This is a genomic window from Microbacterium sp. LWO14-1.2 (genome assembly GCF_038397715.1).
In the GTDB taxonomy this organism is placed as follows: Bacteria; Actinomycetota; Actinomycetes; order Actinomycetales; family Microbacteriaceae; genus Microbacterium.
In genome coordinates this window covers 2,942,008-2,968,227 of record NZ_CP151633.1, presented here as the reverse complement: position 1 = coordinate 2,968,227, position 26,220 = coordinate 2,942,008, and the positions used below count along the sequence as shown (strand labels likewise).

Annotated in this window: 28 protein-coding genes and 1 tRNA gene; 18 read left to right on the top strand and 11 right to left on the bottom strand. The window is 69.8% G+C overall.

Annotated elements, in window-relative coordinates:
- Positions 1–42: 42 nt before the first annotated feature.
- From idi to MRBLWO14_RS14275, 8 genes are read left to right on the top strand one after another with little or no spacing between them, the layout of a single operon-like run.
- Entirely contained in the window at positions 43–564 is a 522-nt protein-coding gene (gene idi, locus MRBLWO14_RS14310) for an isopentenyl-diphosphate Delta-isomerase (protein ID WP_341933790.1), read from the top strand.
- Positions 561–1,652, top strand: coding sequence for a polyprenyl synthetase family protein (locus MRBLWO14_RS14305; RefSeq protein WP_341933789.1), 1,092 nt, complete (start codon positions 561–563; stop codon positions 1,650–1,652). The genes idi and MRBLWO14_RS14305 overlap by 4 nt, the downstream gene beginning before the upstream one ends.
- Positions 1,649–2,554 (top strand): squalene/phytoene synthase family protein, encoded by a 906-nt coding sequence (locus MRBLWO14_RS14300; protein ID WP_341933788.1) that lies wholly within the window; start codon positions 1,649–1,651, stop codon positions 2,552–2,554. Before MRBLWO14_RS14305 ends, MRBLWO14_RS14300 begins: the two co-directional genes overlap by 4 nt.
- Entirely contained in the window at positions 2,551–4,146 is a 1,596-nt protein-coding gene (crtI, locus tag MRBLWO14_RS14295; protein ID WP_341933787.1) for a phytoene desaturase family protein, read from the top strand. Before MRBLWO14_RS14300 ends, crtI begins: the two co-directional genes overlap by 4 nt.
- The gene (locus MRBLWO14_RS14290) at positions 4,146–4,490 is read left to right on the top strand and encodes a lycopene cyclase domain-containing protein (protein WP_341933786.1); all 345 of its coding nucleotides are present in this window, start codon (positions 4,146–4,148) and stop codon (positions 4,488–4,490) included. Before crtI ends, MRBLWO14_RS14290 begins: the two co-directional genes overlap by 1 nt.
- Positions 4,487–4,831 carry a lycopene cyclase domain-containing protein gene (locus tag MRBLWO14_RS14285; RefSeq protein WP_341933785.1) on the top strand — a complete coding sequence of 115 codons (345 nt, stop codon included), beginning with the start codon at positions 4,487–4,489 and terminating at the stop codon, positions 4,829–4,831. Before MRBLWO14_RS14290 ends, MRBLWO14_RS14285 begins: the two co-directional genes overlap by 4 nt.
- Positions 4,828–5,706: a prenyltransferase gene (locus MRBLWO14_RS14280; protein WP_341933784.1), complete on the top strand. Its 879-nt coding sequence runs from the start codon at positions 4,828–4,830 to the stop codon at positions 5,704–5,706. The genes MRBLWO14_RS14285 and MRBLWO14_RS14280 overlap by 4 nt, the downstream gene beginning before the upstream one ends.
- A 43-nt stretch (positions 5,707–5,749) precedes the next feature.
- A complete protein-coding gene (locus MRBLWO14_RS14275) occupies positions 5,750–7,966 on the top strand; it encodes an MMPL family transporter (RefSeq protein ID WP_341933783.1) in 2,217 nt (738 codons plus the stop codon).
- Between the two features lie 11 nt (positions 7,967–7,977).
- Here MRBLWO14_RS14275 and MRBLWO14_RS14270 read toward each other — a convergent pair.
- The 4 genes from MRBLWO14_RS14270 to MRBLWO14_RS14255 all read right to left on the bottom strand — a co-directional run bounded on the left by MRBLWO14_RS14270 (position 7,978) and on the right by MRBLWO14_RS14255 (position 10,688).
- Positions 7,978–8,051, bottom strand: a tRNA-Arg gene (locus tag MRBLWO14_RS14270).
- Between the two features lie 35 nt (positions 8,052–8,086).
- Positions 8,087–8,584, bottom strand: coding sequence for an HNH endonuclease (locus MRBLWO14_RS14265; protein WP_251587150.1), 498 nt, complete (start codon positions 8,582–8,584; stop codon positions 8,087–8,089).
- A gap of 325 nt (positions 8,585–8,909) precedes the next feature.
- Positions 8,910–9,782: a M23 family metallopeptidase gene (locus MRBLWO14_RS14260; protein WP_341933782.1), complete on the bottom strand. Its 873-nt coding sequence runs from the start codon at positions 9,780–9,782 to the stop codon at positions 8,910–8,912.
- 204 nt (positions 9,783–9,986) lie between these two features.
- The gene (locus MRBLWO14_RS14255) at positions 9,987–10,688 is read right to left on the bottom strand and encodes a metal-dependent transcriptional regulator (RefSeq protein WP_096713836.1); all 702 of its coding nucleotides are present in this window, start codon (positions 10,686–10,688) and stop codon (positions 9,987–9,989) included.
- Between the two features lie 99 nt (positions 10,689–10,787).
- Between MRBLWO14_RS14255 and serC the strand changes: the two genes are divergently transcribed.
- The gene (gene serC, locus MRBLWO14_RS14250; protein ID WP_341933781.1) at positions 10,788–11,900 is read left to right on the top strand and encodes a phosphoserine transaminase; all 1,113 of its coding nucleotides are present in this window, start codon (positions 10,788–10,790) and stop codon (positions 11,898–11,900) included.
- 66 nt (positions 11,901–11,966) lie between these two features.
- On the opposite strand, the gene MRBLWO14_RS14245 is transcribed toward serC, so the two are convergent.
- The gene (locus tag MRBLWO14_RS14245; protein ID WP_341933780.1) at positions 11,967–12,650 is read right to left on the bottom strand and encodes a DUF3027 domain-containing protein; all 684 of its coding nucleotides are present in this window, start codon (positions 12,648–12,650) and stop codon (positions 11,967–11,969) included.
- Entirely contained in the window at positions 12,634–13,014 is a 381-nt protein-coding gene (locus MRBLWO14_RS14240; protein WP_341933779.1) for a cold shock domain-containing protein, read from the bottom strand. Before MRBLWO14_RS14240 ends, MRBLWO14_RS14245 begins: the two co-directional genes overlap by 17 nt.
- A gap of 157 nt (positions 13,015–13,171) precedes the next feature.
- Here MRBLWO14_RS14240 and MRBLWO14_RS14235 point away from each other — a divergent pair, with 157 nt between their 5' ends.
- The 6 genes from MRBLWO14_RS14235 (at position 13,172) to MRBLWO14_RS14210 (ending at position 19,726) form a co-directional block, all read left to right on the top strand.
- Positions 13,172–13,447 carry a multidrug ABC transporter ATPase gene (locus MRBLWO14_RS14235; protein ID WP_341933778.1) on the top strand — a complete coding sequence of 92 codons (276 nt, stop codon included), beginning with the start codon at positions 13,172–13,174 and terminating at the stop codon, positions 13,445–13,447.
- A 10-nt stretch (positions 13,448–13,457) separates the two neighbouring features.
- Positions 13,458–15,167, top strand: a complete 1,710-nt coding sequence (locus tag MRBLWO14_RS14230; protein ID WP_341933777.1) for a helicase-associated domain-containing protein — start codon at positions 13,458–13,460, stop codon at positions 15,165–15,167.
- Positions 15,168–15,178: 11 nt separating this feature from the next.
- The gene (locus tag MRBLWO14_RS14225; RefSeq protein ID WP_341933776.1) at positions 15,179–16,819 is read left to right on the top strand and encodes a DNA repair helicase XPB; all 1,641 of its coding nucleotides are present in this window, start codon (positions 15,179–15,181) and stop codon (positions 16,817–16,819) included.
- A 56-nt stretch (positions 16,820–16,875) separates the two neighbouring features.
- Positions 16,876–17,562 carry a response regulator transcription factor gene (locus MRBLWO14_RS14220; protein WP_096714949.1) on the top strand — a complete coding sequence of 229 codons (687 nt, stop codon included), beginning with the start codon at positions 16,876–16,878 and terminating at the stop codon, positions 17,560–17,562.
- Between the two features lie 51 nt (positions 17,563–17,613).
- Positions 17,614–19,317: a HAMP domain-containing sensor histidine kinase gene (locus MRBLWO14_RS14215; protein ID WP_341933775.1), complete on the top strand. Its 1,704-nt coding sequence runs from the start codon at positions 17,614–17,616 to the stop codon at positions 19,315–19,317.
- Positions 19,318–19,438: 121 nt separating this feature from the next.
- Positions 19,439–19,726: a WXG100 family type VII secretion target gene (locus MRBLWO14_RS14210; protein ID WP_341933774.1), complete on the top strand. Its 288-nt coding sequence runs from the start codon at positions 19,439–19,441 to the stop codon at positions 19,724–19,726.
- 68 nt (positions 19,727–19,794) lie between these two features.
- Here the strand turns inward: MRBLWO14_RS14210 and groL are convergent, their stop codons facing one another.
- The 4 genes from groL to MRBLWO14_RS14190 form a co-directional block, all read right to left on the bottom strand.
- Positions 19,795–21,414, bottom strand: coding sequence for a chaperonin GroEL (gene groL / locus MRBLWO14_RS14205; protein WP_341933773.1), 1,620 nt, complete (start codon positions 21,412–21,414; stop codon positions 19,795–19,797).
- 111 nt (positions 21,415–21,525) lie between these two features.
- Complete coding sequence (locus MRBLWO14_RS14200; RefSeq protein ID WP_341933772.1) at positions 21,526–22,101, bottom strand: LytR C-terminal domain-containing protein; 576 nt, start codon at positions 22,099–22,101, stop codon at positions 21,526–21,528.
- 69 nt (positions 22,102–22,170) lie between these two features.
- Entirely contained in the window at positions 22,171–22,428 is a 258-nt protein-coding gene (locus MRBLWO14_RS14195; RefSeq protein ID WP_341933771.1) for a DUF3263 domain-containing protein, read from the bottom strand.
- Between the two features lie 9 nt (positions 22,429–22,437).
- Positions 22,438–23,430, bottom strand: a complete 993-nt coding sequence (locus tag MRBLWO14_RS14190) for a DUF2332 domain-containing protein (protein WP_341933770.1) — start codon at positions 23,428–23,430, stop codon at positions 22,438–22,440.
- 70 nt (positions 23,431–23,500) lie between these two features.
- Between MRBLWO14_RS14190 and msrB the strand changes: the two genes are divergently transcribed.
- On the top strand, positions 23,501–23,905 hold the full coding sequence (gene msrB, locus MRBLWO14_RS14185; protein ID WP_341933769.1) for a peptide-methionine (R)-S-oxide reductase MsrB: 405 nt from the start codon (positions 23,501–23,503) through the stop codon (positions 23,903–23,905).
- On the top strand, positions 23,902–24,468 hold the full coding sequence (locus MRBLWO14_RS14180) for a nitroreductase family protein (protein WP_341933768.1): 567 nt from the start codon (positions 23,902–23,904) through the stop codon (positions 24,466–24,468). Before msrB ends, MRBLWO14_RS14180 begins: the two co-directional genes overlap by 4 nt.
- On the opposite strand, the gene MRBLWO14_RS14175 is transcribed toward MRBLWO14_RS14180, so the two are convergent.
- Positions 24,469–25,407, bottom strand: a complete 939-nt coding sequence (locus MRBLWO14_RS14175) for a DMT family transporter (protein WP_341933767.1) — start codon at positions 25,405–25,407, stop codon at positions 24,469–24,471.
- A gap of 69 nt (positions 25,408–25,476) precedes the next feature.
- On the opposite strand from MRBLWO14_RS14175, the gene MRBLWO14_RS14170 reads away from it, so the two are divergent.
- Entirely contained in the window at positions 25,477–26,103 is a 627-nt protein-coding gene (locus MRBLWO14_RS14170) for an SOS response-associated peptidase family protein (protein WP_341933766.1), read from the top strand.
- Positions 26,104–26,220 lie beyond the last annotated feature (117 nt).

Below are 26,220 nucleotides of genomic sequence, written 5' to 3'. Positions count from 1 at the left end.
TTGATTATTAGCTAAGCTAGCGAAATCGAGGAGGTTTCCCAGATGGACGAGGTCACCCTCCTCTCCCCCGATGGCGTCGCGATCGGAGTGCTGGCCAAAGACGCCGTGCACACGACCGACACCCCGCTCCATCTCGCGTTCTCCTGCTACGTGGTCGACGGCGAGGGGCGTCTGCTCGTCACCCGCCGCGCGCTGTCCAAGCGCACCTGGCCCGGCGTCTGGACCAACAGCTTCTGCGGCCATCCCCGCCCCGACGAGACGATGCAGGATGCCGTCACCCGGCGAGCGCAGCAAGAGCTCGGCCTCCGCATCACCGACGTCGCCGTCGTCGTCCCCGAGTACCGCTACCGTGCCGTCGACGCGAGCGGCATCGTCGAGAACGAGATCTGCCCCGTGCACATCGCGGTCGCCGACGGCGCGCTGTCCCCCGATCCCGACGAGGTGTCGGAGTGGGCGTGGGTCGACGCGGCGGAGTTCGCGACCGCCGTGGCAGCGGCCCCCTTCGCCTTCAGCCCGTGGCTCGTCGAACAGCTGCCACTCATGCGCGAGCGAGGGGCGGTATGACGATGACGGCGGCGGCGATCCACGAAGACATGGGCACTCGGATCGAGGAAGCCCTGCGCCGGCGGTTCGTCCATCACAGCGCCGCCGCGGAGGCGTACGGATCCGAATTCGCTGCGCTGTGGCGGGCCGCTGCCGACCACTCGCTGGGCGGCAAGCTGGTCCGCCCGCGGCTGCTGCTCGACATCCACCACGCCCTCACGCCCGGCGACGTCGGCTCGGCGACGCTGACCCCGGCGGCCGTCGAGGTCGCGGCGCACATCGAACTGCTGCACTACGCGTTCCTCCTGCACGACGACGTCATCGACGGCGACCTCACGCGGCGCAAGCGGCCGAACCTGATCGGCGCCCTCGCGGCGGGCACGCCTGCGGCCACCGAGGAGGACGCGCTGCACTGGGCGCGCTCGAGCGCCATCCTCATGGGAGATCTGCTCCTCACGGCGGCCGTCATGGGCTTCGCTCGCGCCGATGTCCCCGCGGACGTGCGGTCACGCCTGCTCGACCTCGTCGAGGAGACCATCGTCGAGACCGTCGCGGGCGAGCACACCGACGTCGCGCTCAGCCACGGCATCATCGCCCCGGACCTCACCACGATCCTCAGCATGAGCGTGTACAAGACCGCGACCTACTCGTTCTCGCTCCCGCTTCGCGCGGCAGCGCTGCTCTCGGGCTCGTCCGTGTCGGCCGAGCGGACGCTGACGAGCGTCGGGCGGCACATCGGGCTCGCCTACCAGCTGCAGGACGACCTGCTCTGCGTGTTCGGCGACCATCGCGCGCACGGGAAGGATGCGTTCTCCGACCTGCGCGAGGGCAAGGAGACCGCCATCATCGCGTACGCACGCTCGACGGACGCCTGGGACGACATCGCTCCCCGCTTCGGTTCGGCCGAGCTGAGCATGAGGGATGCCGAGGGCCTCCGCGACCAGCTGCGCGCCTGCGGGGCCGAAGCCTTCGTCACCGACCTCGTCGGCGATCAGCTCGACGCCGTGCACACCCTGCTCGCCGACGCGCAGCTGACGGGTGAGATCGGAGCGGATGCCGCGCACACGATCCTCTCGACGGTCTCCCGCCTCGAGGGTCGCCGCGCATGACCGCGATCCCGAGCGGGCAGGGCGACGAGAGCCTCGGCCGCTTCAGCCGCGCCGCCGACACGGCATCCACCGAGGTCATCCGCACCTATTCCACGTCCTTCGGACTCGCGACGAAGCTGCTCGGCGCTCGTCACCGTCAGCACGTGCGGAACATCTACGCCATGGTGCGCATCGCCGATGAGATCGTCGACGGAGTGGCCGCGCAGGCCGGACTGGACAGCTCCGCGCAGACCGAGGCGCTCGCGTCGTATGTCGCGGCGACCCACCGCTCGATGGCCGTGGGCTACAGCACCGACCTGATCCTGCATGCGTTCGCCAGGACCGCGCGCGAGTGCGGGATCGGCGAGGATCTGACGCAGCCGTTCTTCGACTCCATGGCCGCCGACATCGCGAGCGCTGCCGACTTCACCGCCTACGACGCCGAGGCCCACGAGCGCTACGTGTACGGCTCCGCCGAGGTCGTGGGGCTGATGTGCCTGCGTGTCTTCCTCCGCGAGGAGTCGCGCACCGAGGAGGAGCTGGCAGTCCTCACCCACGGCGCCAGGCAGCTCGGCGCCGCCTTCCAGAACGTGAACTTCCTCCGCGACCTCGCCGACGACACCGATCGCCTGCAGCGCGGGTACCTCGGCGGCTCGGGGCGCCTCACCGATTCCGACCGCGACGAATGGGTACGCACCGTGACCGTTCAGCTCGACGACGCCCGTCGATCGATCCCCCTGCTCCCGAAGGACGCCCGCGCTGCCGTGCGCAGTGCCCTCGCGCTCTTCGAGGCGCTCATGCGGCGCGTGGCCAGGACTCCGGCCGCGCAGCTGTACGAGCGTCGTGTCCGCGTGCCGGACCCGGTCAAGGCTCTGCTCGCCGCGCGAGCCGTCGCCGTCACGGCTCTGGAGCGTGACCGATGAGCCGCGTCGCCGTCATCGGCGGAGGAGTGGCCGGTCTCGCGACAGCGGGCCTTCTCGCCCGCGACGGACACGAGGTGACGGTCTACGAGAAGAACTCGCGCATCGGCGGCCGAGCCGGCACGATCGAGCGCGACGGCTTCCGCTTCGACTCCGGCCCCTCGTGGTATCTGATGCCCGAGGTGTTCGACCACTTCTTCGCGATGATGGGATCGTCGACCGAGGAGCAGCTCGATCTCACCCTGCTCGACCCCGGCTACCGGGTGTTCCAGGAGCCGGGCACCGACGGCCCCTCCCAACCGATCACCGTGCCCAGTGGCCGCGCAGAGGTCGCGAAGCTGTTCGAGGCGCGCGAGCCGGGTTCTGCGGCTCGTCTGGACGAGTATCTCGATTCCGCGCACCACGCCCGCGACATGGCCGAGCGGTACTTCCTGTACAACCCGTTCACGAAGTGGAGCACGCTCGCCACGAAGGAGGTGCTCGGCGCCGGTCCGCGTCTCGCGACACTGCTCGGGACGCGTCTGGAGTCCTTCGCCGCCCGGCGCTTCCAGGATCCGATCCTGCGTCAGCTGCTCGGATACCCCGCCGTCTTCCTCGGCACGGACCCGCGCAGCGCGCCGGCGATGTACCACCTGATGAGCGCACTCGACCTCGACGAGGGCGTGAGCTATCCGCAGGGCGGGTTCTGGCGGGTCGTCGAACGCATCGCGCACCTGGCCGAGCAGGCGGGCGTCACGGTCGTCAAGGATGCCGACGTGACGGCGATCCGCACCGCACGACGCTCCGGCACGACCGCAGCCACGGGCGTCGAGTGGCGGGATGCCGACGGCACCGCCCACGTCGCCGAGGCCGACATCGTGGTCTCGGCCGCCGACCTCCACCACACCGAGACCGTCCTGCTCCCGCCCGAACTCCGGACGTACCCGGAGAGCTGGTGGCAGCGTCGCACGAGCGGTCCCGGAGCGGTGCTCGTGATGCTGGGCGTGCGAGGCGAGCTCCCGCAGCTCCCGCACCATTCCCTGTTCTTCACGGACGACTGGGATGCGAACTTCGACGCGATCTTCGGCGACAGCCCGGCTGTCCCCTCCCCCGCGTCGACCTACGTCTGCCGGCCGAGCGCGAGCGACGACAGCGTCGCCCCGGAGGGCCACGAGAACCTGTTCGTGCTGGTCCCCGTCCCCGCCGACGTCGAACTGGGCGGCGGCGGTTCCGACGGATCGGGCTCGCCGGCGATCGAACGTGCCGCCGACGAGGCGATCGACCTCATCTCGACCTGGGCCGGCGTCCCCGACCTGCGCGACCGCATCGTCGTGCGCGAGACGAAGGGGCCGGCGGACTTCCGCGACGATTACAACTCGTGGCGCGGAGGGATGCTCGGCCCGGCTCACATCCTGTCGCAGAGCGCCATGTTCCGCGCGCAGAACGTCTCGCGCAAGGTCTCGGGCCTTTACTACGCGGGCGGCACGACAGCACCGGGCGTCGGCGTACCCATGTGCCTCATCAGCGCCGAGATCGTGTTGAAGCGCATCCGCGGCGACCATTCCGGGGGGCCGCTTCCGCTGCCGTCCGCCGCGCCCGTCGAGGACGCCGTGTGATGGGCGTCGTCTACCTCGCGAGCCTGCTCGTGTCGCTCGGCTGCATGCTCCTGCTCGATCGGCGGTTCCGGCTCTTCTTCTGGAGGGACGCGCTCTCGGCATCCGTCGTCACGGTCGTCGGCCTCGTGTTCTTCCTCGTCTGGGATGTCGCGGGTATCGCCGGGGGCATCTTCTTCCGCGGCGAAGGGGCGATCGCCACGGGGATCGTGCTCGCTCCCGAAATGCCGCTCGAGGAGCCCGTCTTCCTCGTCTTCCTCGTCGTCTGCACGATGATCCTCTACACCGGCGCCGTGCGCGTGCTCGGCGCCCTCCGCCGACGCCGGCGAGCGGAGCGGGCGTCATGACCTACCTGCAGCTCGCAGCCTGGTTCGTCGGTGCAGCCGCGATCGCGGCCGTGGTCCTCATGGTCCTCACGCCTCGCGCGCGGCGTCCGCACGCCGCCGCCCTGGCGATCGCCGCCGTCGCCCTGATCGTGCTCACCGCGGTGTTCGACAGCATCATGATCGCGAGCGGGCTCTTCCACTACTCCCCCGACCATCTGCTCGGGGTGCACATCGGGCTCGCCCCGCTCGAGGACTTCGCCTACCCGGTCGCGGGCGCGCTGCTGCTGCCGGCTCTGTGGGCCCTCCTCAGGGCGCGACGGGACCACGGGTCCGCGAACAGCTCAGGGGAGGCCGACGCATGACCTCCACGACGCTCGGGAGCGACGTCCGCCAGATCGTGCTCTCCTCCAGACCCATCAGCTGGATCAACACGGCGTTCCCGTTCGCCGCCGCCTACCTGCTGGCCACGCGCGAGATCGACCTCACGCTGGTCCTCGGGACGCTGTACTTCCTCGTTCCGTACAACCTCGCGATGTACGGCATCAACGACGTGTTCGACTACGCGTCCGACCTCGCGAACCCGCGCAAGGGCGGCATCGAGGGAGCGCTGCTCTCCCCTCGCATCCACCGGGCGACGCTGTGGGCCGCCGCGGTCACGAACGTGCCCTTCCTCGTCTACCTCTTCGCCGTCGGCAACCCGGCATCCTGGATCTGGCTCATCGTGAGCGTCTTCGCCGTGATCGCCTACTCCGCCCCCGGTCTGCGGTTCAAGGAGCGCCCGTTCCTCGACTCCACGACGTCGAGCCTGCACTTCGTGACGCCGGCGATCGTCGGACTCGCCATCGCCGAGGCCTCCGTGACGCCGACCCTCGTGATCGTGCTCGTCGGGTTCTTCCTGTGGGGCATGGCCGCGCACGCCTTCGGAGCGGTGCAGGACATCGCTCCCGACCGCGAGGCCGGCATCGGATCGATCGCCACGGTCATCGGAGCGCGATCCACGGTGCGCCTCGCGATCGTCCTGTGGTCGCTCGCCGGGATCGCCATGCTGTTCACCTCCTGGCCCGGTCCTCTCGCCGCCGTGCTCGCGGTGCCGTACATCGTGAACGCAGCCCCCTGGTGGTCGGTGACCGACGAGACGTCCGCCGGGACCAACCGCGCCTGGCGCCGCTTCATCGCCCTCAACTACATCGCGGGCTTCCTGGCGACGATGATCCTCATCCTCGCCTGGGTCTCCTGACCCGCGCGATCACGTCCACCGAGTCCTTCCCGAAGGGAGACCGATGTCCGGTCCTGAGCACGCCGCGGCCCCGAGCACGGCGGAACGGAAAGCGCCGCCGCGAGAGACGCGGGAGCGGACGAGGCGCCACTCCTGGGCGCGCGTGCTGATCCCCGTCGCCCTGATCCTCGTCTGGCTCGTCGGCGCGGGACTCGGCGGCCCCCTGTTCGGCAAGGTCGACGAGGTGTCGTCGAACGACCAGACGAGCTACCTGCCCGAGTCCTCGGACGCGACCCGGGTGCAGCAGCTGCTCGGAGAGTTCAGCGACAGCGACGCCATCCCGGCCATCGCCGTCTTCGTGGCCGACGGCGAGCTGTCCACCACACAGCTCGACACGATCGCGGATGCCGTCGCCGATGCGCCGTCGGTCGACGGCGTCGGCGACGACGTGTCACCGGCCCTCCCCTCGGACGACCGCCTGGCCGTGCAGGCGTTCATCCCGATCGATGAGGATGCCGAACTCGCCGACACCGTCTCGGCGCTCGGCGACATGCTCCGCTCCGCCGCCCCGGACGGCGTCACCGTGTACATCACGGGCCCCGCCGGCTTCAGCGCCGACCTGGTCGCGGGCTTCGCCGGCATCGACGGACTGCTGCTGGGCGTCGCCCTCCTCGCGGTGCTCGTGATCCTCGTGCTCGTGTACCGGTCGCTGCTGCTGCCGATCGTGGTGCTGTCGACCAGCCTGTTCGCCCTCTGCGTCGCTCTCCTGGTCGTCTGGTGGCTTGCGAAGTTCGAGGTGCTGCTGCTCAGCGGCCAGACGCAGGGCATCCTGTTCATCCTCGTGATCGGCGCAGCCACCGACTACGCCCTCCTCTTCGTCGCCCGATTCCGTGAGGAGCTCCGGGTCGCGCAGGACAAGGGCGCTGCTCTCCTCGCCGCCTGGAAGGGCTCGGTCGAACCGATCGTCGCCTCGGGCGGCACGGTGATCGCGGGGCTGCTCTGCCTGCTGCTCAGCGACCTCAAGTCGAACAGCACGCTCGGCCCGGTGGCGGCGATCGGCATCGTGTTCGCGATGCTCGCGGCGCTGACGCTCCTCCCGGCCCTCCTGCTGCTGTTCGGTCGCGCGGTGTTCTGGCCGCGTCGTCCGCGATTCGAGCCGGAGGTCGTCGCCGAAGAGCACGGTATGCGCACCACGGGCCTCTGGGCGCGCCTCGCCGGACTCATCACGAAGCGACCGCGGGTGATCTGGATCCTCACGACTCTCGTACTGCTGGCCGGAGCGTCCGGCGTGCTGCAGCTCGACGCCTCCGGGGTTCCTCAGTCGGATCTCGTGCTCGGATCGTCGGAGGCGCGCGACGGTCAAGTGGCTCTCGGCGAGCACTTCCCCGGTGGCTCGGGCAGCCCGGTCTCGGTGGTGGTGAGCGAGGATCGGCTCCAAGACGCTGCCGACGTGATGCTCGCCGACGACGGCATCGACGGCGTCTCGGTCACCGCCGCCGATTCGCCCAGCGGCTCGGCGCCCGTGACCGCCGACGGGATCACGGCGGTCGGACCGCCGGGGACCCCTGCGCCGGCGCCGACCGTCGTCGACGGGAACGTGCTCCTGCAGGGGACGCTGACGGATGCCGCCGACTCGGATGCCGCGGGCGACACCGTGCGCGACCTCCGCTCGTCGCTGCACGAGCTCGACGCGCTCGTCGGAGGAGTGACGGCCACGGCCATCGACACGAACGACGCCTCCATCCACGACCGGAATCTCATCATCCCGGTGATCCTCGTCGTGATCATGCTGATCCTCATGCTGCTGCTGCGGTCGATCCTCGCGCCGGTGCTCCTCATCATCACCACCGTGCTGTCCTTCGGCACAGCGATGGGCGTGTCGGCACTGGTCTTCTCCGGAGTCTTCGACTTCCCCGGCGCCGACCCGGCCGTGCCTCTCTACGGCTTCGTGTTCCTCGTCGCGCTCGGCATCGACTACAACATCTTCCTCATGACGCGGGTGCGCGAAGAGTCGCTGGCACACGGCACGCGGGAAGGTGTACTGCGAGGGCTGTCGATCACGGGCGGGGTCATCACGTCGGCCGGACTCGTGCTGGCCGCGACGTTCGCCGCTCTGTCGGTGATCCCGATCCTGTTCCTCGTGCAGCTCGCGTTCATCGTGGCGTTCGGCGTGCTGCTCGACACGTTCGTCGTGAGATCGCTGCTCGTGCCGGCGCTCGCCTACGACCTCGGGCGTGTGATCTGGTGGCCGTCGAAGCTCTGGCGGCGCGGTCGCCCGTGACGACCGGAGAGTGCCCTCGACTGGATTCGAACCAGCGACCTGCCCTTTAGGAGAGGGCTGCTCTATCCTGCTGAGCTACGAAGGCGTGGGCTCCAGTCTACGGGAACGGTCTCGTCCGGCTCACGCGGCGAGCGCGAGGTACGGCTCCCAGCGCGGATCGCTTCGCTCGCTCCCCCGCACCGTCCAGGCGGTGCCGTGCGGCGGTCGCGGCGTGATCCGCAGTTCCCAGCGCATCTCCTGCGGCGTGCGGTCGCTCTTGACGTTGTTGCAGCGCAGGCAGCAGGCGACGAGGTTCTCCCACGAGTCCGCTCCGCCTCGCGAACGCGGCAGCACGTGGTCGATCGTCGAGGCGGCCTTTCCGCAGTAGCCGCAGCGGTGGTTGTCGCGCCGCAGCACTCCGCGCCGGGTCACCGGCACCCGTCGGCTGGACGGGACGCGCACGTATCTCGACAGGATGATGACGGCCGGCCGATCGTAGACCCCGTGACTGCCCCAGACGGGATCGTCCTCGACGTGCTCGATCACGGTGGCCTTGTCGTTCATGACCAGGACCAGTGCTCTCTTGAACGACACGATGGCCAGAGGCTCGTATCCCGCGTTCAGTACCAGTGTGCGCATCAGCATCCTCTCGATCCGCCGGGACGGCTTCCCGGCACTCTCGACTCACACGAGGTCGCGCGGACGCGAGCGTTCGCAGGGACGAAAAAAGGCGCTGTCTAGTGACAGCGCCTTCTTCGCACGGCAGCACCGTGGTGTCCCTGCGGCCGATGCTGAAGGACATGACGACCGAGGGCATCCATGGTGCGGATGCTCGGTATTCGGTCCATCAGCTTCTCCCGCCTGTGCGACAACGGGTTCAGGCTAACCCATCGAGCGGGGTGCGCGGCCCAACTCCGGGTGAACGCTCGGAGGCGTGTCCGGTGAGGGGCGAAGCGGTGACGGCTCAGCCGGCGTTCGCGGCGAGCCAGGCGATCGGCTCGAGGAGGCCGCCGTTGACCCACACCTCGAAGTGGAGGTGGTTGGCGGTCGAGCGGCCGGTGCTGCCGACGAAGCCGATGAGCTGGCCTGCGGCCACGCTCTCGCCGGCCTGGACCTGGCGGGATCCGTACGTCATGTGGCCGTAGGTCGTCTGCACACGCTGGCCGCCCACGACGCTGTCGATCATGACGGCGACGCCGTATCCGCCGATGCTCTCAGCGGACTGGCGTACGACGCCCGCGGCGGCGGCGTAGATCGGCGTGCCCTGCGGCGCGAGCATGTCGGCGCCGTTGTGCGCGCCGCCGACGGTTCGGCTGACACTGTACGAGCCCTGCGGGAGCGGATAGCGGACCTCACCCGAACCGGGCGAGACGAGCGCGTAGGCGCCGATGTCGAAGGTGCGACCACCGGTCGAGGCGGATGCCGTGGAAGCGGCTGCGGCGGCGCGGGCCGCTGCGGCCTCCTCCGCCTTCTTCTTCTCGATCTCGTCGGGCGTGGTGGCGGTGAACGTTCCGCGGTCGAGCGGGGCCGACGTGGCCTGCGAGGCGACGACGAGCGACTGCGCGTCGACGGCGGCCATCTGCTGCACGGTCGTCGCGGCGTTCTCGGCCGGCTTCGACGCCGCGTAGGCGGGGAGCGCGACAGCGGCGACCAGGGCGCCCACTGCTCCGAAGATGGCGACGGATCGCAGCGGCTTCACCACGGTCCGCGCGCTGACCCGTGCGGTCGTGCGACGGGCGAGGGGTCGATCTTCAGGTGTGTTCGCGGACTGGATGTCTTTGACCAAAACGTGATCCTCCTGCGCCTGCACGCTCGGGTAGCGCTGGCTCGTCGGCACTCTGCTCTCGTGGCACGAATGTAGCTCGGGTACTTTGTGCGTTCTTACCGGGAGGACGACGAGCCTGGAAGGCGAATCCTCTCGGCTATCGTCAGCGGGCTTCTTCGCCGACGACTTCACCGAGGTTACCGGAAGATAACGATCCTGTCACCCTGCCAACCTGGCAATCGTCGGGGAGCAGAAGAATCCCCGGTCAGAGCGGATTCAGACCGGCTCGCCGACGAGGAAGATGTGGGAGGCGAGCTCGACCGGGAGCTCGAGGCCCTCGTCCTTGCCCTCCATCTGGATCAGCACGTAGCCCTCGTTGAACCGGTAGTCGCCCTTCGCTCCGGGCACGACTCCGGCGTCGCGGAGCTGCTCCAGCAGCTCGGGGTCGACCTGCGCCGGCTCGGCGAGACGACGCACCGTGCCCTCGATGGGAGCACCGGCCGCGTTGAGCTTCTGCACGAGGCCGATGACGCCCTCGTCGAACGTCCGAGCGGGGGCGTCGCCGAGCTGGTCGAGCCCGGGGATCGGGTTGCCGTAGGGCGACTCCGTCGGGTGCCCGAGGAGCTCGACGAGGCGGCGCTCGACCTGCTCGCTCATGACGTGCTCCCACCGGCAGGCCTCGTCGTGCACGAACGCCCAGTCGAGACCGATGACGTCGGAGAGCAGCCGCTCGGCGAGACGGTGCTTGCGCATGACGTCGACCGCCTTGCGCCGCCCCGACTCCGTGAGTTCCAGCGTGCGGTCCTCCGACACCACCACGAGGCCGTCGCGCTCCATGCGTCCCACCGTCTGCGAGACGGTCGGACCCGAGTGACCGAGGCGCTCGGAGATGCGTGCGCGCAGCGGGACGATGTTCTCCTCCTCGAGCTCGAGGATGGTGCGGAGATACATCTCCGTGGTGTCGATCAAGTCGGTCATGTGGCCCTCCGGGTCTTCTTAGGCAAGCCTACATTCCCGCACCGACATCGGGGCGTCACGCGGGCGGTCAGGCGGGAGGCCACGCTCTAGACTCGACGCATGCCGATCGAGATTCCCCGTGACGTCCTGCCCGCCGACGGCCGCTTCGGATGCGGCCCCTCGAAGGTGCGGAGCGAGCAGCTCGACGCACTCCTCGCCGCCGGCCCCACGCTGCTCGGAACCTCGCACCGCCAGGCGCCGGTGAAGAACCTCGTCGGCAGCGTGCGCGAGCGCCTCGCCGCTCTCTTCCGTCTGCCCGAGGGCTACGAGATCATCACCGGCAACGGCGGGTCGACCGCCTTCTGGGATGCCGCGGCCTTCGGCCTCATCGAGCGGCGCAGCCAGAACATCGTGTTCGGCGAGTTCGGCGGCAAGTTCGCCGCCGCAGCCGCCGCGCCCTGGCTGGACGCACCGGACGTGCGCAAGGCGGAGCCGGGGTCCCGCGCGGCTGCCGAGGTCGTCGACGGCGTGGACGTCTACGCATGGCCGCACAACGAGACGTCGACCGGCGTCTCCGCTCCGATCACGCGCGTCGCCGCCGACGGCGCCCTCACCGTCATCGACGCCACGAGCGCCGCCGGAGGCATCGACTTCGATGCAGCGCAGGCCGACGTCTACTACTTCGCACCGCAGAAGAATCTCGGCTCCGACGGCGGACTGTGGTTCGCGGCTGTGTCCCCCGCCGCGATCGACCGCATCGAGCGGATCGCCGCCTCCGACCGCTACATCCCGGAGTTCCTGAGCCTGAAGAACGCCGTCGACAACTCGCGCCTCAACCAGACGCTCAACACCCCGGCGCTGACGACCCTGCACCTGCTCGACAGCCAGCTCGGGTGGATCCTCGGCAACGGCGGCCTCTCCTGGGCCGGTGCGCGCACGGCCGAGTCATCCGGCATCCTGTACGACTGGGCCACGGCATCCGATGTCGCCACCCCGTTCGTGACGGCAGAGGCCGACCGTTCCCCGGTCGTCGTCACGATCGATTTCGACGAGTCGATCGATGCGGCCGCCATCGCGAAGACGCTGCGGGCCAACGGCATCGTCGACACCGAGCCCTACCGCAAGCTGGGCCGCAACCAGCTCCGCGTCGCGACGTTCGTGTCGATCGAGCCGGACGACGTGCGGCAGCTCACCCGCGCACTCGACTACGTGCTCGAGCACCAGGGCGCCTGACGGCGCCAGCCACGATGAAGGGGACCGCGCGATCCGCGCGGTCCCCTTCGTCGTGCGGGGGGAAGATCACTCCTCGTCGTCAGAGGCGTCCTCATCGGAATCGTCGTCGTCCGAGTCGTCGTCGGAGTCGTCGTCGTCGGGGTCGTCGTCGGACTCGTCGAGCTCGTCGATGTCGACGCCGTCGAGGTCGCCGCCGTGCACAGGCCGCGGTTCGCTGGTCAGCTCGTCGTCGTCGAGATCATCGTCGTCATCGTCATCGTCATCGTCGTCGTCGTCGTCGAGGTCGTCGTCCTCGTCGGAGTCGTCCTCGAGGTCTTCGTCCTCGTCTTCGTCGACGTCGTCGAGGTCGTCGTCCTCGGCATCGTTCTCGGCGCTCGCATCGGCGTCGTTCTGCTCGGCAGCCGCAGCCGCGGCCTGCTCGGCCAGCTCGGCCTGGTGCGCCCGGTACTCGGCCAGTCGCTCGGCCCACGGCACCCACTCGGGCGCGAGGAGCGCGCCGTCTCCGGGCAGCAGTTCCGTCTCGAGCACCGTCGGCTCCTCGTCGTCGACGCGCGCGACGGTCACCGTCCAGTACCAGCCGGGGTAGCCGGCCAGCCGGTTCTCGAAGCGCAACGAGACCGAGCCGTCGTCCTCCACGAGGTACCCGGCCGCGGGGCCGATCGTCGACGCGGGCGTGATCTCACGCAACGCCGCGAGTGCGAGGTCGTGCGCGTCGAGCAGGCGCTCGTCGGCGTCAGGCTTCGAGGTCATCGGCTACCTTGCGGAGGACAGCCGCGATCTTGCGGCCGTGACCGGACGACGGGTAGCGGCCACGACGCAGGTCGCCGCCGATGCCGTCGAGGAGCTTCACGAGGTCCTCGATGATGATCGCCATGTCGTCGGCGGGCTTGCGCTTCGCCTTGGCAAGGCTCGGCGGAGCTTCGAGGACGCGCACCGAGAGCGCCTGCAGACCGCGCTTGCCGTCGGCGACACCGAACTCGACGCGCGCGCCGGCCTTGACGGCCGTGCCCGCGGGCATCGCGGAGGCGTGCAGGAAGACGTCCTGGCCGTCATCGGTGGCGATGAAGCCGAAACCCTTGTCTTCGTCGTAGAACCTGACCTTGCCGGTGGGCATGGGAGAAACCTCGCTGAGTCGGTGTGGAGCTGGACGGCCGCGCAGGATGCGACCGTCTCCAGCCTACCGGTGAGCGGGATCGGGCGCGGGGAGCACGGCGGAATGCAGTGGCCGCGCGCGAGGCCGAGTTTCCCGCTCAGCGACTAGGCTGAGCGGGATGAGCAGTCAGAGTCCCGAACCCGACGTGCCCGTGCGCCGCGTCGATCGCATTCTCGCGTTCACCGCGCTGGGGCTGGCCGCGGCATCCATCGTCTGCTTCTTCGCGATCATCATCGGCACAGCGACCGGCATGCACCAGGAGGACTTCGGCTCCGGCGTGTGGCCGGTCGTCGCGGCGATCCCCTACTGGGGCCTGCCCGCGGCGTTCGTGATGATCATCGTGCTGCTGGCGATGAGTTTCATCCGGAAGGGTCGCGCGGGATCGCGGCCCTGAGGCACCAGGCATGAGCACGCACGCCCGACCGCTGGCCGAACACCTGGCCGCGATGAGCGATGCCGACCTGGCCGAGCTGTTCGCGGCGCGCGGGGTGCGTCCCGACATCGGATGGCAGGACTTCTTCGACGCTGCCGAGGCTCTCCTCGAGCCGTCGTCGCTCGCCAAGGCCCTCCCCCGTCTCACGCTCTCGGAGGCGACGGCCCTTCGCCGGATCGCCGCGGGAGAGGAGGTCGCCGATTCCGCCGACCTGCACGCCCTGCAGCGCCTCGCGCTGGTGCGCCCCGACGGCGGAGTCGTTCCGCCCGTCGCCGCAGCCGTCTCGGAACGCCCCGCTCCCTCCGCACCCGCATCGGAACACCAGGAGACGGCCGGAGACAGTGCGGCAGCGCACGCCGCGGAGCGTGCGTTCACCACCGTCGCCACGGTCGCCGACCTGCTGCTCGCGGCCAAGGACCGGCCGTTCGCCCTGCTCGCGGGCGGCACGCTCAGCGCGGGCGAGAAGCGGCAGCTGACCGAGTCCGGCGTGGCGACCGATGCCGTCGACGACCTCGTGGCGATCGCGTCCACCGCGGGGCTCGTCGCGGTCGGGGATCGGCGGCTGCACACCACGGGGGGAGCCGACGTCTGGCTCCGCTCCTCTGTCTCGCAGCGGTGGAGCGAGCTCGCCCGCGCGTTCCGCGATGCGCTCCCCCGCGGTGTCCGCTCGGATGAGGGCGGGTGGATCCCGCTCTCGGCCTGGGCGCAGGCCCACCCGTGGGATCCCGCCTGGCCCGAGCGCAGCACGGCACTGAGCGAACGCGCGCGGCTGCTCGGTCTCGTCGCCGACGACGGGACAGAGCCCGCCTGGGCGACTCCCCTGCGCGACGGGCTCGATGCCGATCCCGCCGCCCTCACGGCGCTGCTGCCCGCCGAGGTCGATCGGATCTTCCTCCAGAACGACCTCAGTGCGATCTCTCCCGGACCGCTCGCCCCCGCTCTCGACGTACGGCTGCGCACGGTCGCGGCGCGCGAGTCCGCAGCGCAGGCGTCGACGTACCGGTTCACGCCGGAGTCCGTCGCGCGAGCCCTCGTGGCCGGGGAGACCGAGGAGTCGCTCGTCGACTTCCTCGAGAGCATCTCGCTCACCGGCATCCCGCAGCCGCTCCGCTATCTCGTCGCCCAGACCGCCCAGCGTCACGGACTCGTCCGCGTGTCGACGGACTCCGAGACCGGACGCACGCGGATCGAGAGCGCTGATCCGCACCTCATCGAGGCCATCGCGGTCGACCAGGCGCTGCGACCGCTCGGCCTCGCCACTCACGTCGGCTCACTCACCACCCGCGTCAGTCGCGACACGGTCTACTGGGCGCTCACGGACGCCCGTTACCCCGCGACCCTCGTCGACGAGGACGGCACCGTCCTCACCGGCGAACGGCACGCGGCCGCACCGAGCCCGGCGGATGACGCACCCGACTACACGTCGCTCATCGCCGCGCTCCGCTCCCACCAGGGGCCGGATGCCGACGCCGCCTGGCTGGACCGAGAGCTGGAGGCGGCGGTGCGCGCGAAGGCCGTGCTCCAGGTGACCGTGGGGATGCCGGACGGCAGCACGCGCGAGCTCCTGCTGGAGGCCACCGGTCTCGGCGGCGGGCGGCTGCGCGGGCGCGACAAGGCGGCGGACGTCGAACGCACGCTGCCGGTGTCGAGCATCCGCGCCGCGACCGTGATCGCCCAGTAAACTGGACAGCTATGTCTGATGGCCCCCTGATCGTGCAGAGCGATCGCACCGTGCTGCTCGAGGTCGCCCACGCCGATGCCGAGAGCGCCCGCCACGAGCTGGCGATCTTCGCCGAACTCGAACGCGCTCCCGAGCACATCCACACCTACCGGATCACCCGTCTCGGGCTCTGGAACGCCCGGGCCGCAGGACACAGCGCCGAGGACATGCTCGAGACCCTCGACCGGTGGTCGCGCTTCCCGGTGCCGCCCTCCGTCGCCGTCGACCTGCGCGAGACGGTCAACCGCTACGGACGCCTCGTGATCGAGCGCGACGACGAGGGGACGCTGATCCTCCGGTCGACCGACCCCGCCGTGCTCGCCCAGGTCGCGAACAACAAGCGCATCCAACCGCTGCTGATCGGTCACCCGAGCCCCGACACCTACGTGGTCGACGCGTGGGCGCGCGGCCAGATCAAGCAGGAGCTGCTGAAGATCGGCTGGCCGGCCGAAGACCTCGCGGGGTACACCCCCGGCACTCCGCACGAGATCGAGCTGGACGAGGGCACGTGGCAGATCCGTCCGTACCAGCAGGATGCGGTCGATGCGTTCTCGAAGGACGGATCGGGCGTCGTCGTACTGCCCTGTGGCGCGGGCAAGACCATCGTCGGCGCCGGCGCCATGGCCGCGACCAAGACCACCACGCTGATCCTCGTCACGAACACCGTGTCCGCGCGCCAGTGGCGCGACGAACTGCTGAAGCGCACCAGCCTCACCCCCGAGGAGATCGGCGAGTACTCCGGTCAGGCCAAGGAGGTCAAGCCGGTCACGATCGCGACGTACCAGATCCTCACGGCCAAGCGGAAAGGCCAGTACGCGCACCTCGCGCTGCTCGACGCGCTCGACTGGGGCCTCATCGTGTACGACGAGGTGCACCTGCTCCCGGCACCCGTGTTCAAGCTCACCGCCGACCTGCAGGCACGCCGTCGCATCGGTCTGACCGCGACTCTCGTGCGCGAGGACGGCCGTGAAGGCGACGTGTTCAGCCTCATCGGGCCCAAGCGCTTCGACGCACCCTGGAAGCAGATCGAGGCGCAGGGGTTCATCTCCCCCGCCGTCTGCTACGAGGTCCGCGTGGATCTGCCGCCGAGCGACCGGCTCGAGTACGCCGCGGCGACCGACGACGAGCGGTACCGCCTCGCGGCATCCGCCCCCGCGAAGATCGACGCCGTGCGCGAGCTCATCGCCAAGCACCCCGACGAGCAGATCCTCGTGATCGGTCAGTACCTCGATCAGCTGGACACGCTGTCCGAGGCGCTGAACGCCCCGCAGATTACGGGCGCGACGCCCGTCGACGAGCGCGAGGAGCTCTACCGGCAGTTCCGCGAGGGAGAGATCCAGCTGCTCGTCGTGTCGAAGGTCGCGAACTTCTCGATCGATCTGCCCGAGGCGTCCGTCGCGATCCAGGTCTCCGGATCCTTCGGCTCACGACAGGAGGAGGCTCAGCGCCTCGGGCGGCTCCTGCGACCCAAGCAGTCCGGGCACACCGCGAGCTTCTACACGCTCGTCGCCCGCGACACGGTCGACCAGGACTACGCGCAGAACCGCCAGCGTTTCCTCGCCGAGCAGGGCTACAGCTACACGATCATGGATGCGGATGCGATCGCGGCGTGACCGCCGCTCCGACGGATAATCAGCATCCGCATGGTCGGAGTCACCATAATGGGGACATGACTGATGCGCGCATCCTGGTCGTCGACGACGAACCCAACATCCGCGACCTCCTCTCCACGGGACTCAGCTTCGCCGGGTTCCAGGTCAAGACGGTCGCCAACGGCGCCGCGACGATCTCGGCGGTGCTGGAAGAGGAGCCGGACCTCATCATCCTCGACGTCATGCTGCCCGACATGAACGGCTTCAGCGTCACCAAGCGCCTGCGGGGCGCGGGTTTCACCGCCCCGATCCTGTTCCTCACCGCGAAGGACGGCACCGACGACAAGATCGAGGGCCTGAACGCCGGAGGCGACGACTACGTCACGAAGCCTTTCAGCCTCGACGAGATCGTCGCCCGCGCGCAGGCGATCCTGCGCCGCACGATGCAGGCTGACGAGGAGTCGATCATCCGTGCCGGCGAGCTGTCGATGGATCAGGACACCCACGACGTGCACGTCGGCAAGGAGCCGATCGAGCTCAGCCCGACCGAGTTCAAGCTGCTGCGCTACCTCATGCTCAACCCGAACCGGGTGCTGTCGAAGGCGCAGATCCTCGACCACGTGTGGGAGTACGACTTCAACGGCGATGCCGGCATCGTGGAGAGCTACATCTCGTACCTCCGTCGCAAGATCGACCCGCATACCGAGGAATCGGTCATCCAGACCAAGCGCGGCTTCGGCTACATGCTGAAGGTCGGCAAGTAGTCGTCGCCCTGGCGCCGACGACGCGCGCACCACGACCGGAGGGAGGGCCGCATGGCGCACAAGCCTGACGCGGTCACCCGCTGGTGGCGGGCCATCAGCCTGCGCGCGAAGGTCACGGGCGTCACGGTCGCGGTGCTCGCGCTCGGCCTCCTGCTCGCCGGGATCGGCACGGTCCCCATCCTGCGCAACTCGCTCGTCGGGAACATCGAGGCACAGCTTCCCGCGCTGGTCTCGGCCGACCTCGCGCCCCGCTACTTCGACATGTCGATCGAAGACGGCAAGACCGTCTACGCCCCTCGCGAATCCCCCAGGGACTTCTTCGTCGCGATCTACGACGGCGAGGGGGTACTGCAGACCACGACCGGGACGTCCGGGAACGGCGGGAAACCCCTCTTCCCCTCGACGTACACGCTGCTGGACGCGCAGAACGCCGGCGACGGTGTGTTCCCCCTCGGCGGCACGAAGGGCGAGGACTTCCGCGCGGCCGTCGCGCTGCTCCCGGGAGACGGCGACGGCGCACTGCGGATCCAGATGGTGGCGATGCCCCTCGACTACGCCGATCGCATCATCAGCCAGTTCTTCGGCATCTACATCACCGTCGCGCTCGTGACGATCCTCATCGCAGCGCTCCTCACCCGGGGGCTCGTGACGCTGACCTTCCGTCGCCTGGGCCAGGTCGAGTCGACCGCCATGTCCATCGCGAAGGGCGACTTCAGCCAGCGCCTGACCGACCTCGAGCCGACCACCGAGGTCGGGCGTCTCAACACGGCGATCAACACGATGCTCGACCGGGTCGACGGGTCGCTCGCCCAGCGCGACCGCACCGTGCAGCACATGCGGCGCTTCATCGGCGACGCCAGCCATGAGCTGCGCACGCCCCTCGTGAGCGTGCGCGGCTACGCCGAGCTGTACCGCATGGGCGCGATCAAGGGCGAGGAGGACACGGCTCGCGCCATGGAGCGCATCGAGAAAGAGGCCATCCGCATGGGCGTGCTGGTCGAGGACCTTCTGGCCCTCGCCCGTCTCGACGAGGAGCGCGAGCCCGAGATCGAGGCGCTCGATCTGCGCCCGATCGCGCGCGATGCCGCCCTGGATCTCCGCGCTGCCGCTCCTGGCCGCACGGTCACCGTGGTCGACCGCACGGTGGACGCGCCGCTCATCGACGTCACGACGCGGTCGACGCCGGTCGTCCCCGAGCCACAGACTCCCGCACCGCGCGGTGGTCTCTCCCGCGCCACGCTCGGACGCCTGCGCCGACGGCCGCGCACCTCCGCCGTCCCCCAGGTAGCCGGGATCGACTTCACGGAGGCCACGGACGTGCCGGTCCGCACGCCCCCGATCGTGTTGGGCGAGGAGAACAAGGTGCGGCAGGTCGTGACGAACCTGCTCGGTAACGCGCGGCGGTTCTCGCCTGCCGACAGCCCGCTCGAGATCGTCGTCGACGCGGACCGCGTGCGCGGAACCGGGAGCATCTCGATCGTCGATCACGGAGAGGGCATCCCCCCGCAGATCCGTGATCAGATCTTCGAGCGGTTCTGGCGGGCCGACACCTCGCGCGCTCGGGAGACGGGCGGGTCCGGTCTCGGACTGGCGATCGTCGCGTCGATCATGAAGGCGCTCCGCGGCGGTGTCGCCGTGTCGGAGACGCCGGGCGGTGGAGCGACCTTCACGATCACTCTGCCGCTGGCCCCCTCGCGTGCGACGCCGGCGCACCTGCTCGAGGACACGCAGCCGATCGACCCGCTCGCCCTCTGACCACTCCTCCACCGCGGGGCCGGTGCGCGGATTGTGCACAGCGCGGGTGATCGGTGGGCCGGACGCCGGATGCCGCACGCGCTGCGCTCCTATCGTCGGAATCCCATCGAGAGGAGATTCCATGTCCGTCATCACCGTCGACACCGAGGCCGTGGGTGCGGCCCACACGGCTGCGCTCGCCACCATGGAGCGTCTGCACGTCGAGGCCGCCACCCTCATGAGCCAGCTCACACAGCTGCAGTCGTCATGGGTCGGGAACGCGTCGAACGCGTTCCAGTCCTGCGTGGAGCAGTGGCGAGGAGCCCAGATCGGCCTCGAGCAGACGCTCGAGTCCATCGGGCACTCGCTGGGCAGCGCCGCCGCCCAGTACGCCGAGGCCGATCAGTTCTCGGCGAGCCTGTTCCGCTGACCGCCCCCCATGAAGGAAAAGAGACGCCCCGACCGTGAGGTCGGGGCGTCTCTGTCAGTGCGTCCGGATCAGAAGTCCATGCCACCCGTCGGGTCGCCGGCCGGAGCCGAGACCTTCTCGGGCTTGTCGGCGACGACGGCCTCGGTCGTCAGGAACAGACCGGCGATCGACGCCGCGTTCTGCAGAGCCGAGCGGGTCACCTTGGCCGGGTCGATGATGCCCTGTGCGAACATGTCGCCGTACTCGCCGGTCGCGGCGTTGAGGCCCTGACCTGCGGGGAGCTCGGAGACCTTGTTCGCGACGACACCGGGCTCGAGACCGGCGTTCAGCGCGATCTGCTTGAGCGGAGCCTCGATCGCGACGCGGACGATGTTCGCGCCGGTCGCCTCGTCGCCCGAGAGCGTGAGAGCGTCGAGGGCCTTGGTGCCCGACTGGATGAGTGCGACGCCACCGCCGGGGACGATGCCCTCTTCGACGGCTGCCTTCGCGTTGCGGACGGCGTCCTCGATGCGGTGCTTGCGCTCCTTGAGCTCGACCTCGGTCGCGGCACCCGCCTTGATGACGGCGACGCCACCGGCGAGCTTCGCGAGGCGCTCCTGCAGCTTCTCACGGTCGTAGTCGCTGTCGGTGTTCTCGATCTCACGACGGATCTGCGTGACGCGACCCTCGATCTGGTCGGCCTCGCCGGCACCCTCGACGATCGTGGTCTCGTCCTTGGTGACGATGACCTTGCGCGCACGGCCGAGCAGGTCGAGCGTGGCGTTCTCGAGCTTCAGGCCCACCTCTTCGGTGATGACCTGGCCGCCCGTGAGGATCGCGATGTCCTGCAGCTGGGCCTTGCGACGGTCGCCGAAGCCGGGAGCCTTGACGGCGACCGACTTGAAGATGCCCTTGAGCTTGTTGAGCACGAGGGTCGCGAGAGCCTCGCCCTCGACGTCCTCGGCGATGATGACGAGCTCCTTGCCGTCCTGGATCACCTTGTCGACGATGGGCAGAAGGTCCTTGATGTTCGAGATCTTCTGGTTCGCGATGAGGATGTACGGGTCCTCGAAGACGGCCTCCTGGCGCTCCGGGTCCGTGACGAAGTACGGGTTCAGGTAGCCCTTGTCGAAGCGCATGCCCTCGGTGAGCTCGAGCTCGGTGCCGAAGGTCTGCGACTCCTCGACCGTGACGACGCCTTCCTTGCCGACCTTGTCGATCGCCTCGGCGATGAGCTCGCCGATGGCCGGGTCAGCGGCCGAGATCGATGCGGTCGCGGCGATCTGCTCCTTGGAGTCGATCTCCTTCGCGCTGGCGAGCAGCTCCTCGGTGATGGCCGTGACGGCCTTCTCGATGCCGCGCTTGAGCGAGATGGGGTCGGAACCGGCTGCGACGTTGCGCAGGCCCTCGCGGACGAGCGCCTGGGCGAGGACGGTCGCGGTGGTGGTGCCGTCACCGGCGACGTCGTCGGTCTTCTTGGCGACCTCCTTGACGAGCTCCGCGCCGATCTTCTCGTACGGGTCGTCCAGCTCGATCTCCTTGGCGATCGACACACCGTCGTTCGTGATCGTGGGGGCGCCCCACTTCTTCTCGAGCACGACGTTGCGACCGCGCGGGCCGAGCGTCACCTTGACGGCGTCGGCGAGGATGTTGAGGCCGCGCTCGAGGCCGCGACGGGCCTCCTCATCGAAAGCGATGATCTTTGCCATGAGTTTTGTCGTCCCTCCTGGACGTAGACGTTGGGTTTAGCACTCAGAGTGAGAGAGTGCTAACGCCATTCTGGCACTCGACCCCATCGAGTGCAAGCCGCTGCGGAGGGACTACGGAGCCGGGGTCTCGGTGGCCGCCGGCGGGTTCGACGACCGGTCGAGACCGATCACGACCGTGAGCTGCTTCTGGTCCGTGTCGTTCATGTCGGCGTAGAAGTCGCTCTGCTGCACGTCGGCTCCGCCGATGACGCCGGCGAGGCCGATCGCGGCGAGCTCGTCCTCGTCCGCGACGTAGTAGACGGTCGTCGTGGAGAAGTCCTGGCTCGTGCTGTCGCTCGCGAACACCACGTCCGCCGACCACCCGGTGTTGATGAGGGTGTCGCGCATCTGGTCGTCGAGGCCCTCGTCGGCCGTCGCGTTGAGGATGAGCACCGAGTAGGTGGTGTCGACGACCCCGGTCTCCTCGGGGGTCGGGGTGGCGGTCGGGACAGCCTCGGGGAAGAGGCTGATGCGCCCCATGACGACCAGCGAGCCGAAGATCCCGCCGATGATGAGCACGAGCGCGGCGACGAAGGACCACAGGAGGACGATCCAGCCGTTCATCCCCGGCGCTTCGGCGCGGTGCGCACCCACGCGTCCTGAGGTGCGGGGGACGTCGTCGAATCGATCGCGGTTCGGCTTAGACACCCCTCGATGCTAACGGCACCGCGCTGTGTAACCGCGTCGGCGGCCGTTCAGCGCGTGGCGCGGCCTGGATCAGCCGACGAATCCGGGGGTGCGCGCGGAGCGCTGGACGGCTCGGCGGTCGCGGATCCTGCGCAGGCGGCCGACGAGCATGGGGTCGAACTCCAGAGCGGCCTCGGAGTCGATCAGCCGCCCGAGGAGCTGGTAGTAGCGAGCCGCGCTCATCCCGAGCTGCGCGCGGATGACCTCTTCCTTGGCGCCCCCGTGCCGGGGCCAGGCGGTCTCGAGGGCGAGGATCAGACGATCCCGTTCCGTGAGCTCTCCGCGCATGCGCTCAGACTACGTCGGCTCGCCTCCGTCGCCCGCGCGCCACTCCCACCATCGTCCGAGTGGATCGGCCGCCGATCGAACCCGGCCGTCGAGGGCGACGACGAAGCCCGGCCACTCCTCGTGCGCGACGGGCGGCTCCCAGATGTCGAGCAGCGCGGGCGGATCGATCGTCACCCAGCGCGCGGGCAGGGCGCGGATGCGGTCGACGAGCGCCGTCCGCGTCGCACGCGGGATGTGCACCATCACGCCGGGAGTCGTGATCACGAGCGTCGCGTCGGAGGGCGCGGCCCGCACGAGCTCGTCGAGGCGTTCGAGGGCGTCGCCCTGCAGCAGCTCAGGCGGATCGGCGGAGACGATGTCGAGTGCGGCCTCGACACGCTCCTCCCGCCCCTCCTCCCCCGGCCAGACGAGTGAGCGCAGCCAGCGCCGATCGCGGGCGTCGCGGGCGTCGAGCGGCGCCAGGTCGACACCGCCGCGCCACACCACGTGCGGCATCCGGAGCGCGGGCATCTCGCCGTCGACGCGGCTCTCCAGCACCACCGACGACGGTCCGTCGGCGGGGTCGAGTGCCGCCCGCACGCGACCGTCCCCGTCGACGAAGCGGTAGGAGTAGCGGTCGGGGTAGAGGCAGAGTCCGGCGGACGCGCCGATCTCGAGCAGGGCGACCGGCCCGTCGATCTCGGAGAGCACCGGGAGCAGTGCGGCGAGGCGCAGCGGCTCGTTCGTCTGCAGCCGCCGATCGGCGCACTCCGCCACGATCTCGTCGGCGTGGGCCGTCACGAAGCCGCGCCAGGTGTCGAACGGGTCGGTGCCGGCGCCCAGCATCCTGGTGACCGCGAAGACGAGCGGCGGCTGCCGTCGGGTCTCGGGGATCCTCCCGAGGATGTCGGAGAGCTCCGGATCGCCGGCCACCCCTGCTGCCCATTCGGCGTACAGCTCGCTGCGGCCGGGGGCCTCCTGCTCGGCGAAGCGCGCGTATCGCTCCCGCACGGCATCCGTCATATGACCATCATGCCGTGGCGCCGTCACCCCCTGGACACGAGAGAATGGGGGAAGACCCTCAGGAGGACCGATGTCGTACAGCGTGGACAAGACCGAAGACGAGTGGCGCGAAGAGCTGGGTGCCGACCAGTACGCCGTGCTGCGTGAAGCGGCGACCGAGCGCGCCTGGACCGGCGAGCTGCTCGACGAGAGCCGCGCCGGCCTCTACACCTGCGGCGCCTGCGGGGCCGAGCTGTTCAAGAGCGGCACGAAGTTCGACTCCGGATGCGGCTGGCCGAGCTTCTACGAGTCGATCCGCCCCGACGCGGTGCAGCTGATCGAGGACACGAGCCTCGGCATGGTCCGCACCGAGGTGCGCTGCGCGAACTGCGGCTCGCACCTGGGCCACGTGTTCCCCGACGGTTTCGGCACCCCGACCGGCGACCGCTACTGCATGAACTCGATCGCACTGAACTTCACCCCCGACGAGTCGTGAGCGCGCTCGACGCCGTCCGCTCTCGTCAGTCCTGGTCGAAGGTCACCGCCGAGGCGCCCTCCCGCGAGGAGCTGCTGCACCTCGTCGCCGCGGCGGGGCGCGTCGCCGATCATTCTTCGTTGCGCCCCTGGCGTCTCATCGAGATGCGCGGGGAGGACCGCGAGGTACTTGGCGCCGCGATCGCGAAGGCGCAGGGCGACTCCTCGCCGTCGACCAAGCCGCTGCGGGCGCCGCTGCTGATCGCGGTGGTCGCCAGCTACCGCAAGAGCGACAAGGTGCCGCGCTGGGAGCAGGAGGCCGTGGCGTCCGGTGTCGCCCACGTGCTGAGCCTGCTGCTCGACGAGGCGGGCTGGGGTGTCATCTGGCGCACCGGGCACTACACCCGTGCCAAGGCCGTTGCGAAGGCGCACGGACTCGACAAGAACGAGGAGCTGCTCGGCTGGCTGTACGTCGGCGGCAAGCCGGTGGGCAAGAAGCCGGGCCGGCGCAAAGCCGTCGAGGCACGCAAGCTCGTCACCCGCATGCCGAAGCCCAAGCCGAAGAAGCGCGACGAGAAGAAGTAGTCAGCGGCGACGACGCGGCAGCGCGACCACCACGGATCCGACGGCCACCACGACCATCCCGACGATCTGCCACAGCGCGGGCCCGGCGGCTGCGGGCCAGATGAGGTCGATCACGACGGATGCCGCGAGCTGGCCCAGCACCGACCCGAGACCCATCAGCAGCACGCCCGTGTGCGCGACGATGAAGGCGCCGAGCAGGATGTAGGCGAAGCCGAGGAACCCGCCGAGGTACAGCCAGGGCTCGGCGGGCGGTGCGGCGGGCAGGCCGCGGATCGCGACGCTCACGGCTGCGGCGAGGAGCAGGGCGACCGTGCCCGCGACGAAACTCATGAACGTCGCGATGAGCGGTGACTGCACCCGCTGCGCGAGGCGTCCGTTCGTCGCCGCCTGCCACGCGATGCCGACACCGGCGGCGAAGGGAAGCAGCAGCATCCACAGCGGTGCGGTCGCGAGCACGTCGCCGCTGAGCGAGATGCCCACCGCGGCGAGCGCCAGCGCTCCGCCGAGCACGCGCCCCGGTGTGACAGCGACCACGCCGGCCGGTCCGAAGCCGATCCGGTCGAGGACGAGACCGTGGAGAGTCTGCCCCGCCACCACGCCGACCGTGAAGAGCGAGACGCCGAGGACCCCGGCCGTCACCCCCTGCGTCGAGACGGTGAGGGCGCCGCAGGCGCCGCCTAGCAGCATCCAGAACGGGATCGTGCGCTGTCGGATGCCGTCGCGCAGTCGCCCCACGCCCAGACGTGCGGAAGGGATGCAGACGATCACGACGACGAGGGCCGCGAGTCCGACCGAGAACGAGAGGAGTCCGGCGACGATGCCGTTGTCGACCTTGACGCCGAGGACGCCGTTGATGCGTGCCTGCACGGCCGTCATGACGCCGATCGCGACTGCTCCGCCGAGCGCGACGGGGGCGGGCAGACGGCGGTCGGGGGTCACCTGTCGACCCTACCCGAGCGCGCGAGACCGGCCCGTGCCGATGTCGGTGGTGCGGCGTACGCTGGCGGCATGTGCGCGAGCTACGGACTTGATCCCCGATTCACCGACGCGGAGCTGCTGACCGCCGCTGACGAAGCCGTGCTCGACGGTCTGCGGGCGTGGGCGGATGAGAACGCCGGCGAGACCGTGCGCCCCACGGGCAAGAACCTCCGCAACCTCAATCCGATCGTGGTGCAGCCCGACGCGGCGCCCATCCTGGAGCCCGCATGGTGGGGCTTCCTGGTCGGCGGCGAGCCGTCGAAGTTCCCGTCGATCAACACGAGGTCCGAGCGCCTGCAGGACCGCCCCGGCGGTCTGAAGACCCGCGCCCTGGTCCCCGCCACGAGCTGGTACGAGATGAAGAAGCCCGAGCGCGTGTGGCACGAGTTCCTCGTCGACGACGGCGCACTCTTCGGCATGGCGGCGGTGACGCAACGCGGCCGCACCGCGGACGGCACGTGGTTCACCTGCTACTCGATCGTCATGCGTCCTGCACCCGAGGGTCTCGCCGACATCCACGATCGGATGCCGCTCCTCATCCCCGCATCACTGAGCCACGACTGGCTGACGGCCGAGCCGACGAGAGAGATCATCGACGAGGCGATCGCCGCGTCCGACGAGGTCGCCGCCCGCGTGACGGCCCGTCCACGCGACTGATCGCCTCATCCCGCCGGCTGTCACGGTATCGTCCTCCGGTGCCACAGGTCGGCGGACGGCGATCCCGCTTTCGGTACCACGGGAGGACGCGACCGAGCGACCGTCGGCCGTAGCGTC

Excerpts from the sequence above, each read along its gene's own strand:
- idi (WP_341933790.1), top strand. The coding sequence starts at position 43 with ATGGACGAGGTCACCCTCCTCTCCCCCGATGGCGTCGCGATCGGAGTG.
- MRBLWO14_RS14305 (WP_341933789.1), top strand. The coding sequence starts at position 561 with ATGACGATGACGGCGGCGGCGATCCACGAAGACATGGGCACTCGGATC.
- MRBLWO14_RS14300 (WP_341933788.1), top strand. The coding sequence starts at position 1,649 with ATGACCGCGATCCCGAGCGGGCAGGGCGACGAGAGCCTCGGCCGCTTC.
- crtI (WP_341933787.1), top strand. The coding sequence starts at position 2,551 with ATGAGCCGCGTCGCCGTCATCGGCGGAGGAGTGGCCGGTCTCGCGACA.
- MRBLWO14_RS14290 (WP_341933786.1), top strand. The coding sequence starts at position 4,146 with ATGGGCGTCGTCTACCTCGCGAGCCTGCTCGTGTCGCTCGGCTGCATG.
- MRBLWO14_RS14285 (WP_341933785.1), top strand. The coding sequence starts at position 4,487 with ATGACCTACCTGCAGCTCGCAGCCTGGTTCGTCGGTGCAGCCGCGATC.
- MRBLWO14_RS14280 (WP_341933784.1), top strand. The coding sequence starts at position 4,828 with ATGACCTCCACGACGCTCGGGAGCGACGTCCGCCAGATCGTGCTCTCC.
- MRBLWO14_RS14275 (WP_341933783.1), top strand. The coding sequence starts at position 5,750 with ATGTCCGGTCCTGAGCACGCCGCGGCCCCGAGCACGGCGGAACGGAAA.
- MRBLWO14_RS14265 (WP_251587150.1), bottom strand. The coding sequence starts at position 8,584 with ATGCGCACACTGGTACTGAACGCGGGATACGAGCCTCTGGCCATCGTG.
- MRBLWO14_RS14255 (WP_096713836.1), bottom strand. The coding sequence starts at position 10,688 with ATGACCGACTTGATCGACACCACGGAGATGTATCTCCGCACCATCCTC.
- serC (WP_341933781.1), top strand. The coding sequence starts at position 10,788 with ATGCCGATCGAGATTCCCCGTGACGTCCTGCCCGCCGACGGCCGCTTC.
- MRBLWO14_RS14245 (WP_341933780.1), bottom strand. The coding sequence starts at position 12,650 with ATGACCTCGAAGCCTGACGCCGACGAGCGCCTGCTCGACGCGCACGAC.
- MRBLWO14_RS14240 (WP_341933779.1), bottom strand. The coding sequence starts at position 13,014 with ATGCCCACCGGCAAGGTCAGGTTCTACGACGAAGACAAGGGTTTCGGC.
- MRBLWO14_RS14235 (WP_341933778.1), top strand. The coding sequence starts at position 13,172 with ATGAGCAGTCAGAGTCCCGAACCCGACGTGCCCGTGCGCCGCGTCGAT.
- MRBLWO14_RS14230 (WP_341933777.1), top strand. The coding sequence starts at position 13,458 with ATGAGCACGCACGCCCGACCGCTGGCCGAACACCTGGCCGCGATGAGC.
- MRBLWO14_RS14225 (WP_341933776.1), top strand. The coding sequence starts at position 15,179 with ATGTCTGATGGCCCCCTGATCGTGCAGAGCGATCGCACCGTGCTGCTC.
- MRBLWO14_RS14220 (WP_096714949.1), top strand. The coding sequence starts at position 16,876 with ATGACTGATGCGCGCATCCTGGTCGTCGACGACGAACCCAACATCCGC.
- MRBLWO14_RS14215 (WP_341933775.1), top strand. The coding sequence starts at position 17,614 with ATGGCGCACAAGCCTGACGCGGTCACCCGCTGGTGGCGGGCCATCAGC.
- MRBLWO14_RS14210 (WP_341933774.1), top strand. The coding sequence starts at position 19,439 with ATGTCCGTCATCACCGTCGACACCGAGGCCGTGGGTGCGGCCCACACG.
- groL (WP_341933773.1), bottom strand. The coding sequence starts at position 21,414 with ATGGCAAAGATCATCGCTTTCGATGAGGAGGCCCGTCGCGGCCTCGAG.
- MRBLWO14_RS14195 (WP_341933771.1), bottom strand. The coding sequence starts at position 22,428 with ATGCGCGGAGAGCTCACGGAACGGGATCGTCTGATCCTCGCCCTCGAG.
- MRBLWO14_RS14190 (WP_341933770.1), bottom strand. The coding sequence starts at position 23,430 with ATGACGGATGCCGTGCGGGAGCGATACGCGCGCTTCGCCGAGCAGGAG.
- msrB (WP_341933769.1), top strand. The coding sequence starts at position 23,501 with ATGTCGTACAGCGTGGACAAGACCGAAGACGAGTGGCGCGAAGAGCTG.
- MRBLWO14_RS14170 (WP_341933766.1), top strand. The coding sequence starts at position 25,477 with ATGTGCGCGAGCTACGGACTTGATCCCCGATTCACCGACGCGGAGCTG.